This window comes from Streptomyces sp. NPDC045678 (assembly GCF_056432085.1).
In genome coordinates this window covers 1-13413 of the sequence record NZ_JBWKJS010000019.1, presented here as the reverse complement: position 1 = coordinate 13413, position 13413 = coordinate 1, and the positions used below count along the sequence as shown (strand labels likewise).

General features: G+C 72.1%; 3 protein-coding genes. All 3 read right to left on the bottom strand.

The features are described from left to right. Position 1 precedes the first annotated feature (1 nt). From AC07DO_RS39585 to AC07DO_RS39575, 3 genes are read right to left on the bottom strand one after another with little or no spacing between them, the layout of a single operon-like run. Positions 2 to 2788: a helix-turn-helix transcriptional regulator gene (locus AC07DO_RS39585; protein ID WP_479067335.1), complete on the bottom strand. Its 2787-nt coding sequence runs from the start codon at positions 2786 to 2788 to the stop codon at positions 2 to 4. Then, on the bottom strand, positions 2773 to 7887 hold the full coding sequence (locus AC07DO_RS39580; RefSeq protein WP_479067333.1) for a type I polyketide synthase: 5115 nt from the start codon (positions 7885 to 7887) through the stop codon (positions 2773 to 2775). Before AC07DO_RS39580 ends, AC07DO_RS39585 begins: the two co-directional genes overlap by 16 nt. A gap of 44 nt (positions 7888 to 7931) precedes the next feature. Further along, on the bottom strand, positions 7932 to 13280 hold the full coding sequence (locus tag AC07DO_RS39575; protein ID WP_479067331.1) for an SDR family NAD(P)-dependent oxidoreductase: 5349 nt from the start codon (positions 13278 to 13280) through the stop codon (positions 7932 to 7934). Between the last annotated feature and the right edge of the window lie 133 nt (positions 13281 to 13413).

Genomic DNA, 13413 nt, shown 5'->3' with positions numbered 1-13413 from the left:
GCTATCCCAGCACGGCCTGGAGGTCCGGCCGCCTGACGTCGAGCTTCCGGTAGATCCTGGTCAGGTGCTGTTCGACGGTGCTGACCGTGACGTACAGCTTGCGGGAGATCTCCCGGTTGGTGAACCCGTCGGCGGCCAGCTCGGCCACGCGGCGTTCGGCGTCGGTCAGCTCGGCGTCCGGCTCGGATCGGCCGAGCGGGGCCGGTGACGCGGGGGTGGTCGCGGGCGGGGGCGTGCTGCCCCAGCGCCGGGCCAGGAGCTGGGCCTTGCGGGCGAGCAGCCGGGCGCGTTCCGTCTCGCCCCTTTCGCGTACGGCCTCACTCTGCTCGGCCACGGCCCGTGCCAGCTCGAAGACGTCACCGGCGCCCCTGAGCACGGCGACGGCCTCGTCGAGCAGCTCGGTGCGGTCCGGGGCGGGGGAGGTGGCGGCCCGCAGTCGCAGCGTCATGCCCCAGGTGCGGCCGTCCGTAGGCGCGGGCAACGTCAGCTGGCCGTCGACGAGTTGGCGGGCGAGGAGAGACTCACCGAGGGCCAGGTACGCTTCGGCGGCGCCGAGCCGCCACGGTTCCAACGCGGGCAGGTCGACGCCCCAGCTGCTCATCCGCGTACCGCAGGCGTAGAAGTCGCACAGGGCCGCGTAATGGCAGCCGGTGGCCAGGTGGTAGCGGCCGCGCGCCGCCAGGTAGTGCAGTCCTGTGCGGGTCTGGAACACCGCCTGGGGCACGGGCCGTTCGAGGAGGGCCGCCGCTCCGTCGACGTCTCCGACGGCCGCCTTCGCCTGTACGGCGGCCGCCAGCGGAAGGCCGATCGCGGCGCCCCAGCCCTTGGGGCCGAGCATGTCGAGCGCGGTCGCGGCGCGCTGTTGTGCCGCGATCGGGTCGCCCTGGCGCAGGTGGATGAGGGCGCGCCACGCGGTGAACCACGCCTGCCAGGTGGGGCTGTTGCGTTCGCCGGCCTGGGCGACGAGCCCGTCGCACCAGGCGGCGGCCCGGTGCGGCCGGTCGCGGTAGGTGAGCGCGGCGAGGGCGGCGGTCTGGACGGCGACGGTGCGGGGGCCGAGGCGGTAGCGGTTGAGGGTGCGCTCGGCCGCGTCGACCGCGTCGGCCGGGTCGCTCTCGCCGCCGTGCAGCAGATCGTGCATCAGGGTGCCCGCGCCCTGAAGTTCGGGGGTGGCGGCCGGCGGGGCCGAACGCTGCGCGGACAGGACGCCGGAGCCCAGGCGCTCCTTGACGCGTCCGGGGTAGAGGTAGGCGCCCCAGAGCCACGGGGTGTCGAGGTCCGCGGCGTTCATGGGCGGCGCGCCGGCGGCGTTGGGTCCGGCGAGCGCGCCGATCGCGTCCAGGCCCTCGTCGACACGACCGTGCCAGAGGAGGTGGGTGGGCAGAGTGAGAGGGACGGGCAGAGCGGCGGGAGCGGCGGCCGGGGCGGGGGCCGGCGCCGACGTGCGGTCGGGGAGGTGACGCAGGACCTTCGCGGGGTCCAGGCGCCACTCCGCGTCGGCGAGCGCGCCCACGACCGCGGTCCGCTGCGCGACACCCCGGCACCGCCGGTACGCCGCCCGCAGGTACTCCACTCCGGTCTCCACCTGGTCGCTCTCCAGGGCGAGTTGAGCCGCCTCCTCGAACACGGGCACCGCCCACGGCGTGTCCGACCGGTCGGCGGCGACGAGGTGGGCGGCCACCTCGTCGGCCGGTGCGCCCTCCTCGTACAGGAGGGCCGCCACCCGCCCGTGCAGCGCGCGGCGCTCCTCCGTCGGCATCCCGTCCAGAACGGCCGCTCCGAACGCCGGATGGCACAGCCGCCCCTCGTGCAGCACCTCCGCAACCGTCAGCTGGTGCACGGCGCGGGCCACGGAGGCGGCGTCCGCGTCGAGGAGCCGGCCGACCAGGGCCGGACCGGTCTGCTCCCCCAACACGGCGAAGGACCGAGCGACTTCGGTCACCGGCGCTTCGTGCCGGTAGAGGAAGCCGAGCACCGCCCGCCCGAACGCCTCGCCGGCGCGGCCCGTCGACCGGTGGTCGTCGGCCAGTGCGTGGACGAGGAGCGGGCGGCCCGCGCTCATGCCGTGGACGACGGGCGTGAGGTCCTGGGCCGTCTCCTGGTCGAGCCGCCGCGCGAGCACGGCTTCCACCCCGGCCTTCGACAGCGGCTCGAGAGGGATCCGCCGCAGCGCGGGCTCGTGCGGGAACTCGCTGCCGAGCAGGGCGTTGTCCGCCGTCTGGTGAACGTACTCGGTGAACAGCACGTGGAGCCGCGCCGAGCGCAGCCTGCGCACCAAATACAGCAGGCACCGCAGTGATCCCGCGTCGGCGTGGTGCGCGTCGTCGACGGCGATCAGGACGGGCCGCTCGGCGACCAGACCGCGCAGCGCCTCGCAGAGCCCGCGCAGTGCGGGTGCGTTCGGAACGGCCGGGGGTGGGGGCGTGGGCGCGGGCAGGTTCGGCGCGGGTACGGAGGCGGCTTCGTCGCACCACGCCAGCGTGCGTTCGGCGGTCGCGGCGGGCAGTTCGGGGCAGCCGCGCACCAGTTGCTCCAGGACTCCCAGGGGCAGGTCGCGCTCGGCCCGGCAGGCGGTGGCGGTCAGCACCAGCGCGTCGGGCGCGACCCGCTCCGTCCACGCCCGCAGCAGCGCGGTCTTGCCGGTACCGACCGCACCGCTGACCACCACCAGGCTGCCGCGAGTGTCGGCGGCGTCCTCGTATGCGCTCTGCAGGGCGGCCAGCTCCTCGGCCCGCTCCACCAGCCCGACCGCGCCGTGCCGGGCGGCGCGCGTCACTGTGTGCCCCACTCGCGGTCGATCAGCGCGAACATGTCGTCGGCGCTCGCGGCCGTCAGGTCGTCCGTCTCCCCCTGCCCTTCCTCGTCGGCGGGGCCCTGGGTCGCCGCGGCGTCCGGCTGCTTCCACAGCAGGGTCTGCAGGCGCCTGATCAAACCCTTGCGGCGGGGGTCGTCCACCGCGAGTCCGGCGAGGGTGTCCTCCAGGTCGTCCAGGTGCCCGGCCACGGCCAGCTCGCCCGCGCCGCCGTCGGGCAGCACCCTGTCCAGCAGGTGCTCGGCGAGGGCGCGGGGCGTCGGATAGTCGTAGACCAGGGTGGCGGGCAGACGCAGCCCCGTGGCGGCGCGCAGCCGGTTGCGCAGCTCCACCACGACGAGGGAGTCGAAGCCCAGGTCCTTGAAGGCCTTCTCCGGCTCCACCTCCTGCCCCGGCTCGTACCGCAGCACGCCGGCGACCTGTTCGCGGACCACGTCGAGCAGCTTCCCTGTCCGCTCCCTCAGGGGTAGCGCGGCAAGCTCGCGTCGCAGCGCGGAGGCGTTCTCGGCGCTTTCGGCGCTCTCCGACGAGGCGTCGAGGATCCGCCGGGCCTCGGGGACCTCTTCGAGCAGGCGGGTCGGCCGGGCCAGGGTGAACAGCGGCGCGAACCGCTCCCATTCGATGTCGGCGACCAGGCTGTGCCCTCGTCCCGCGTCGAGCACGGCGTGCAGCGCGCCGAGCCCCAGCTGGGGTTCCAGGGGCGGCAGTCCCTGACGGCGGGACAGCCCGGCGGCGCCGCGTGCCAGGTCGCCGTCCTCCGGCAGATCCCAGATGCCCCATCCCACGGAGACGGTGCGGGGGTCCTCTCCGTCGGCGCCGTGCCGCTGGGCCAGCGCGTCGAGATAGGCGTTGGCGGCGGCGTACGCGCCGTGCTCCCTGCTGCCGAGCGTGGCGGCGACGGAGGAGAAGTACAGCACGGTGTCCACGGTGCCGCCGTCGGATCCGACAGCGGCCGCCAGTTCTCCCAGCTCCATGGCTGCGGCCGTGGCCGCGTCGAGAGCGGCGGGCGTGACCTCGGCGAGGGGCGCGAGCTCTCCGGGCAGGGAGGTGTGGATGACGGTTCGTATGCGTACGTCCGCGAGCTCGGCGAATGCGCGGCTGCGGCTCTGGTCCCGGTTCCGACTTCCGTACGGGACATGCAGAGCCGTGAACCGCGCTCCTTGGGCGGCGACTTCAGCTGCGAGCTCGCCGTCGCGGTCGCGGTCGCGGTCGCTCTGGAGGGTGTCGCGACCGTCGTCAGGGGCCGTGTCCAGCAGTACGACATGTTCGGCGCCGGACGCGGCGAGCCATCGCACGACCTGTTCCGTCAGCCGGCCGACGCCGCCCGTGACCAGGACGGCACCTTCCGGCCGCCTGCTTTCGGCCGCCTCGTCGCCGATGGGCGCGTCGGGCACCAGGCGTCGGCCGAGGACGCCGCCACGACGCAGCGCCACCTGGTCCTCGCCGCTGTCCCCGCACAGCACCGCGTACAGCCCGGCGGGGTCGAGCGTGTCCGGGTCGGCGGGCAGGTCCAGCAGTCCGCCCCACAGCTCCGGGTGTTCCAGGGCGGCGACACGGCCGAACCCCCAGATGGGCGCCTGTTCCGGGGAGACGACCGGGTCGGTGTCGCCGCTCGACACCGCGCCTCGGGTGGCGCACCAGAGGCGCACCTCGACTTCGGCGTCGAGGAGGCCGTGCAGGAGGGTGAGGGTGGCGGGGGTACCGCTGAACCCACGTCGGGGGTCAGTGCTGACGCGGGAGCTGGCGTCGGCGCTGAGACTGGTGTTGGTGTTGGTGTTGGCATTGGCGTTGGCGTTGGCGTTGGTGTGCGTACCGTCGTCGAGCGCCAGCAAGGACAGCACTCCCGCGAGCGGTACGTCGTCGTCCGAGCACGTCGACTGCCACGAACGGATCAGGTCGGCCATCTCGGTCCGGCCGACACCCGCCCCTACCTCGACGAGGCGTACCGGCGCACCCGTCTCCTCCAGCGCCCGGACGCACGTACGCGACCAAGCATCCGCCGCGCCATCGGGGGCCAGGACCATCCAGGCCCCTGCGCCCGGCGCGGGCGTCGGCAGGTCCACGCGTCGCCAGTCGACGCGGTACCGCCAGGCGTCGACGGTCGACCGGTCCCGCCGCTCGCGCCGCCACGCGGACAGCGCCGGGAACACCGTCTCCAGGGCTGACCGGTGCGAGTCGTCCTTCAGGTGCAGGGTGTCGCAGAGGGCCTGGACGTCCGCACCTTCGACGGCCGCCCAGAACCCGGCCTCTTCACCGTCCGCCACAGACGCGGCCGTGGGCACCGCTACGTCCGCCAGCCAGAAGCGCCGCCCCTGGAAGGGGTAGGTGGGAAGGTCGACGGCGCGTGGCGGAGGGTCGGCAGGGAACCAGCCGGACCAGTCGACCGTGATTCCGGCGGTGTGCAGGCGCGCCATGGCCTGCGCGAAGGCGACATCGTCGGGCAGGTCCGAGTGGTGAAGGGAAGCGGTGACGACGGGCTCGAACCCTCCTTGCGGGTCGGCGAGGGCGTCGAGGGTGTGCTGGGCTACGGTGGCCAGGACGGGGGCGGGGCCCAGCTCCACGAACACGCCAGCGCGGTCGGCGACTTGGGCGATCGCGGGCTGGAAGAGGACGGCTTGCCGCACGTGCTTGGCCCAGTACTCCGGAGCGGTGATCTCAGCCCCGGCTTCCTTACCCGTGACGTTGCTGATCAGCGGGATCTTCGGCTCCGCGAACTCCACGTAACGTATCGCTTCGGTGAAGTCCGCGAGCATCGGCTCCATCAAGGCGGAGTGGAACGCGTGACTGACCGACAACGCCTTGGTCTTACGTCCCCACTCCCGCCACAGCGCGACCACCCTCTCGACCTCGTCCGCCGGACCCGAAATAACAGTGGACTCCGGGGTGTTGACCGCCGCCACACTCACACCAGAACCCTCAAGGTCCCTGGTCAGCTCCTCAGGTGTGGCCTGCACCGCACACATCGCACCACCCTCAGGCAGCGCACCCATCAACCGCGCCCGGGCCCCCACCACCCGGCACGCATCCGCCAGATTGAAGACCCCCGCGACATGCGCGGCCGCGATCTCACCGATCGAGTGCCCGACCACCACATCCGGCCGCACACCCACCGACTCCCAGAGGCGGGCCAGACTCACCTGGAGCGCAAACAACCCCGCCTGCGCCCACATCGTGTGATCAAGCCGCTCCCGCGGCCCCTCAAACACAACCTCCCGAACCGAACCACCCAACTCGGCGTCGAGAAACTCACACACCTCGTCGAAGGCCTCGGCGAACACAGGGAACCGCTCATACAACCCGGCCCCCATCCCCACCACCTGATTGCCCTGACCACTGAACAGCCAGACCGTGTCCCTGCCCGCACCGACCGGTGCCGGAGGCGGTCCCACGAGTGCCGGATGCGGCTCCTCCGCGGCCAGCGCCTCGAGCCCGGCCAGCAGCTCGGCGCGGTCCGCGCCCACCACCACGGCCCGGCGCTCGTGCAGCGCACGCGTGCGGAGCAGCGACCAGCCGACGTCGACAGAAGCATGCGGCTGGGCCGTGTCGATGGTCCGGTCGGCGAGAGCGCGCGCCTGCGCCCTCAGCGCTTCTCGGCCGCGTGCCGAGACAACCCACGGCACCACGAACCCTTGCCCCGGCTCGGAACCTTCGGAACTTTCGGCAGCGCTCGGTGCGGGGGCCTGTTCCAGGATCAGGTGGGCGTTGGTGCCGCTGATGCCGAACGAGGAGACGCCCGCCCGGCGGGGCCGGTCCGCCTCGGGCCACGGCACGGGGTCGGTGAGGAGTCGCACTCCCCCGCCCTCCCACTCCACGTGTGGCGTGGGCCGGTCGATGTGCAGGGAGGCGGGCAGCTCTCCGTGGCGCATCGACATCACCATTTTGATGACGCCCGCGACGCCCGCGGCGGCTTGCGTGTGGCCGATGTTCGACTTCACCGAGCCGAGCCACAGCGGCCGGTCCGCCGGACGGTCCTTCCCGTACGTGGCGAGGAGCGCGTTGCCCTCGATGGGGTCGCCGAGCGTGGTGCCGGTGCCGTGCGCCTCCACGGCGTCGACGGCGTCGGGGGTGACACGGGCGTTGGTGAGGGCCTGCCGGATCACCCGTTCCTGGGCGACGTCGTTGGGGGCGGTGAGGCCGTTGCTCGCGCCGTCCTGGTTGACGGCGGATCCGCGTACGACGCCCAGCACTTGGTGGCCGTTGCGGCGGGCGTCGGAGAGGCGCTCCAGGAGGATCAGACCGACGCCCTCGGAGAACCCCGTGCCGTCGGCGGCCTCCGCGAACGGCTTGCAACGGCCGTCCGGGGCCAGGCCCCGCTGGCGCGAGAACTCCACGAACGCCGTGGGGGTGGACAGCACGGTCACGCCGCCCGCAAGGGCCAGGCCGCAGTCGCCCTGCCGCAGCGCCTGGCACGCCAGGTGGATCGCCACCAGTGATGCCGAGCACGCCGTGTCGAGCGTCACCGCCGGGCCCTCCAGGCCGAAGGTGTACGCGATGCGGCCGGAGATGACGCTGGCCAGGGTGCCCGTGGTCGCGTACCCCTCGACCTCGGGCGGTACCTGCTCCCCCGACATGTGGTCCTGGCTGGACACTCCCGCGTACACGCCGGTGAGCGTGTCCCTGAGTGTGCCCGGGTCGATGCCCGCCCGCTCGAACAGCTCCCAGGCCACTTCGAGGAGTACGCGCTGCTGCGGGTCGGCGGCGAGCGCTTCGCGCGGGTTGACGCCGAAGAAGTCGGCGTCGAAGCGGGCGGCGTCCCGGAGGAACCCGGCTTCGCGTACGTAGGTGGTGCCCGGGTGGTCCGGGTCCGGGTGGTAGAGGCCGCCCACGTCCCAGCCGCGGTCGGTGGGGAACTCCTCGATGGCGTCGCCCTGGGAGGCCACGAGGTCCCACAGTTGTTCCGGTGAGGTCACGCCGCCCGGGTACCGGCAGGCCATCGCGACGATGGCGATCGGTTCCCGCTGCCGCTCCTCCATGTCGCGCAGGCGCTGACGGGTCTGCCCGAGGTCCGCCGTCACGCGCTTCAGGTAGTGGCGGAGCTTGTCCTCCGTACCCGGCGCCTCTTTCCCACCCGGCATGTCTTCTCCGCTCCTGGTCAAGTCCACTCCTGGTCCCCTCCTGGTCAAGAGGGCAGTTCCCGGTCGATCAGCTCGAAGAGCTCGTCGTCCGACGCGGATTCGAGGTCGTGGCCGTCGCTCTCGGCGGCGTCCCCACCGGTGTCGCCCGCCGCGCTCGCGGTGTCGTCGAGGCGCCACAGCAGGCTCTGGAGGCGCGACACGAGGCGGCCGCGTGTGTCCTCGTCGTGCGCGTGCCCCACGATCACCGTCTCCAGCTTGTCCAGCTCGCCGAAGAGCGGCGCCGACGGGTCGACCCCGGCCGGGCACAGCTGCGTGCGCAGCTCTTCGGCGACGGCCGACGGGGTGGGGTGCCGGAAGATGAACGTGGCGGGCAGGCGCAGACCGGTGGCCGCGGACAGCCTGTTCCGCAGTTCGACCGCGGTGAGGGAGTCGAAGCCGAGATCCTGGAAGGGGGCGTCGGCGCGCACCGCGTCGGTCCCCGCGTGCCCGAGGACGGCCGCCGCGTGCGTCCGTACCAGGTCGAGCAGGGTGCGGTGCTGTTCTTCGGTGGTGAGCGCGGACAGTTTGCCCGCCCAGTCGACGTTCTGCCGGACCGCCGTGGCGGCGGTCGGCCGCGCGGGTCCCCGGCCGCCGGCGAAGGCGCGGAGGAGCGGGGGGAGGGCGGCGGCGGGTTTGCCGACGAGGACGCGGGGGTCGAGGTCGGCGGCCACCAGGTGGGGGTGGCCCTCGCGGTGTGCGGCGTCCAGGAGGGCGAGGCCGTGGGCGGTGGTCATCGCCTTGACGCCGATGCGGGCCATGCGGGCGACGTCGACGTCGCTGAGGGCGCGGGTCATTCCGGCGGTGCCGGCGGTGGGCGCCGTGGTGCCGGTCATTCGGGCGGTGTTGGCGGTGGGCGCCGTGGCGCCGGTCATTCGGGCGGTCCCGGTGGGGTTCGCCGTGGCGCCGGTCATTCCGGCGGTCCCGGTGGGGCCCGTCGTGGCGCCGGTGGCGTTCTCGGTGCGGGCGTGGTGCCCGGGCTCGGGCTCGCCGACCGGGTTGCCGGCCCTCTCGTCGTTCGCGGCTTCCCAGAGGCCCCATCCGACCGAGAGTCCTGCCCGGCCTTGGGCCCTGCGCAGCTGCATCAGCGCGTCGCAGTACGCGTTCGCCGCCGCGTAGTTGGCCTGCCCCGGACTGCCGAGCGTCGCAGCGGCCGAGGAGAACACCACGAACAGACCGAGGCGGAGGTCCCGGGTCGCCTCGTGCAGGTTCGCGGCGGCGGCAGCCTTGGCCGCCCACACCCGCCCCAGCCCCTCCGGCGTCTGCGCGGTCACCACCGCGTCCTCCAGCACACCCGCCGCATGCACGACGCCGGTCAGCGGATGGGCGGGGTCCACCTTGCCCACGAGCTCCGCCACCGACCCCGGATCGCTCACATCAGCCGCAGCGAGGGTTGCTTCAGCACCCAACTCAGCTATGCGAGCGGCGAGTTCTTGCGTACCCGGGGCATCGGGGCCACGCCGACTGGCCAACAGCAGATGCCGTACGCCCCACTCCCGCACCAGGTGCTCCGCCACGACCTGCCCCAGCGCACCGGTGCCGCCGGTGATCAGCACCGTGCCCTCAGGGTCGAGGGCAGGCGGGACCTCCAGCACCAGCTTGCCCGTATGCTTCGCCTGGCTCATGAACCGGAACGCCTCGCGTGCCCTGTCCAGCGGCCAGGAACGTACGGGCAGGGGGGCCAGGGCCCCGGACGTGAACCTCTCGCCGAGGTCCCGCATCATGACCGCGATGAGGTCGGGGCCGGCGTCGGTGACGAGGTCGTAGACGGTGTACGTGACGCCCGGGTACTCCGCACCCACCTCCTCGGGCTCCCGCAGGTCCGTCTTGCCCATCTCCAGGAACCGGCCGCCCTCCCCCAGCAACCGCAGGGAAGCGTCGACGAACTCACCGGTGAGGCTGTTCAGTACGACGTCCACACCGCGCCCATCGGTGGCCTGCCGGAACACGTCCTCGAATCCCACGTCCCGCGAGGACGCACGGTGGGCGGCGTCGATCCCCATCTCCTCCAGCACACCATGCTTCGCCGGACTCGCGGTGGCGAACACCTCAGCCCCAAGATGCCGGGCGATCTGCACCGCCGCCATCCCCACACCACCCGTGGCGGCATGGATCAACACCCGCTCACCCGCCCTCAACCCGGCCAACTCGACCAAGCCGTACCAAGCCGTCAGGTACGCGACGGGCATCGCGGCCGCCTGCCTTATGTCCCAGCCCCGCGGCACCGGCGCCACCATCCGCGTGTCCGCGACGGCCGTCGGACCGAAGGAACCGTGCAGTACGCCCATGACGCGATCGCCGACCGACAGGTGCGTCACGTCGGGGCCGACCTCCGTCACGACACCGGCGCCTTCACCGCCCAGGCCGATCTGTCCCGGCACCATGCCGAGGCTGACCAGGACGTCACGGAAGTTGATGCCCGCTGCGTGGATGCCGAGTCGCACCTGTCCCGGCCCCAGGGGTTCCAGCACCTCGGGGTACGCGACCGGCGCCACGCTTTCCAGCGTCCCGGCACTCCCCTTGTCCAGGCGCCAGGCACGGTCATGGGGCATGGCGGTGCTGGCGCCACCGCTCGCGCGAACGAGTCGCGGTATCAGTAGTGTGTTGTGACGGAGGGCGAGTTGGGGCTCGTCGAGCTCTTCCACGGCGCGGCGCAGCAGAGACTGCGGCAACGCGCCCTCACCATCCATACGCAGGTCCACGTCGACGTCGACGTCGAGCAGAACGAAACGACCCGGATTCTCCGATTGCGCACTGCGCACCAGACCCCACACCGCCGCCGCGGACGCATCCACATCACCGTCACCATCCGCGACGACAGCACAGCGCGTCACAACAAGAAGACGAGACTCTTCCAACTCAGGTGCGGACAGGAACTCCTGCACCAGCGACAACACACCCTCAGCAACCCGCAACCCGTCACCCACAGAGGTATCGACAGGCGCCAGCACCGCCCACGGCACCTCACCACCCACCGACGCCACCACATCAGCCAAGCCGCCGGTCTCGTTCGAGAGCACGATCCAACCGGCACCGTCGGACACGTCCGCCTGTGGAGCCGGAAGCGGTGTCCAGTCCACCGTGAACAGGCCGTCGTCCTGCGCCCGCGCGGACTGCAGTTGCTCGAGGTCGGCGGGGCGCAACGTCACGGATCCCACGCTCAGGACGTTCGCCCCGGCGGTGTCGGTGACCAGGACCCGTACTGACCGCTCGGCCTCGTCGTGCTCACCGGGCGACAACCGCACCCGTACGGTGCCGGCCCCCGCGGCCCACAAGGAGACCTGGTTCCAGGTGAACGGCAGCCAGACCTTGCCGTCGTCCTGCGGTTGCCCGTCGGACCAGTCGAGCAGCAGGGCCGGATGGAGGGTGGCGTCGAGGAGGGCGGGGTGAATGCCGTATCCGTCGTGAGCGCCCGCGGCCTCGGGCAGGGCGACCTCGGCCAGCAGGTCCTGGCCGTCCCGCCACACAGCCTGCAAACCTCGGAACGCCGGGCCGTAGGCATATCCCGCGTCGGCCTCGCGCTCGTAGAAGCCTTCCAGGTCCACGGGCACGGTGCCCGCCCCGGGCCACACCTCGGCAGTCCCTTCTGCCGTGTGGTGCTCGGATTCGGGCGCGAGTACGCCGGTGGCGTGGCAGACCCACGAGTCGTCACCGTCGAACGCCGTGGAGGTATCGGCGTCGGGGCGGCTGTAGACGTGAACGCCGCGCCGCCCGTCCTCCCCCGCCTCATCCACCACAACCTGCACGCGCAGCCCCGACGCCTCAGGCACCACCACAGGCGCCTGCAACATCAACTCATCCACCGTCGCGCAACCAACCTCATCACCGGCCCGCAACGCCCACTCCACCAACGCCGCACCCGGCACCAACACCGCCCCGCCAACCTCATGATCAGCCAGCCACGAAGTCCCGGAACGCGACAGCCGCCCGGTCAACAGGCAACCACCCCGGTCGGCGAACTCCACCGCCGCACCCAGCAACGGATGCCCCGCCGCCACCAACCCCAGCCCCGCCGCATCCCCACCCACCGCACGCCCCGCCAACCAGAACCGCTCCCGCTGGAACGCATACGTCGGCAACTCGACCACGCACGGCACCGGATCCGCCGCGAAGAAGACCGACCAGTCCACGTCCAGACCGGTGGTGTGGAGACGGGCCATCGCACTCAGGAACGCCTGCTCGTCGGGGCGTTCACCGGCGAGCGAGGAGACTAGTACCGGCTCGGGTGCGTGTGGGTCGTCCAGGTCGTCCAGGGTGTGCTGGGCTGCCGTGATCAATACCGGGGCGGGGCCCAGCTCCACGAACACACTTGCCCGGTCGGCGACTTCGGCAATGGCGGGCTGGAAGAGAACGGCTTGGCGCACATGCTGGGCCCAGTACTCCGGAGCGGTGATCTCAGCCCCGACTTCCGCACCCGTGACGTTACTGACCAGCGGGACCTTCGGCTCCGCGAACTCCACGTCACGTATCGCCTCGGTGAAGTCCGCGAGCATCGGCTCCATCAACACCGAATGGAACGCGTGACTGACCGACAACGCCTTAGTCTTACGCCCCTTCTCCCGCCACAGCGCGGCGATCTTCTCGACCTCGTCCGCCGGACCCGAAATAACGGTGGAATCCGGGGTGTTGACGGCCGCCACACTCACACCAGAACCCTCAAGGTCCCTGGTCAGCTCCTCAGGTGTGGCCTGCACCGCGCACATCGCCCCGCCCTCAGGCAGCGCACCCATCAACCGCGCCCGGGCCCCCACCACCCGGCACGCATCCGCCAGATTGAAGACCCCCGCGACATGCGCGGCCGCGATCTCACCGATCGAGTGCCCGACCACCACATCCGGCCGCACCCCCACCGACCCCCACAACCTGGCCAGACTCACCTGGAGCGCAAACAACCCCGCCTGCGCCCACATCGTGTGATCCAACCGCTCCCGCGGCCCCTCAAACACAACCTCCCGAACCGAGCCACCCAACTCGGCGTCGAGAAACTCACACACCTCGTCGAAGGCCTTGGCGAACACGGGGAACCGCTCATACAACCCGGCCCCCATCCCCACCACCTGACTGCCCTGACCACTGAACAGCCAGACCGTGTCCTCGCTCGGGGTCACCGTGCTTTCAGAAGACTGCGTCAACGTCGGATGTGTCTCTCCGGCGGCCAACGCGTCGAGGCCTGCGACCAGTTCGGCGCGCTCGGACCCGACCACCACAGCGCGCTGATCGAAGAGCGACCTTGAACGCAGCAGGGACCAGCCCACGTCACGTACCGCCGGAGCCGCGTCGCCCGTCACCGCCTCGCTCAGTCGCCGTGCCTGGTCGCGCAGCGCTTCCGGGCTGCGCGCCGACACCACCCACGGCACCAACGCACCATCACCAGCTCCCCCAGCCCCCAACTCGGCCACCGGCTCGGGAACATGCTCCACGATCACATGCGCATTCGTCCCCGACGCACCGAACGACGACACACCCGCCCGACGCACAACCCGGTCGGCC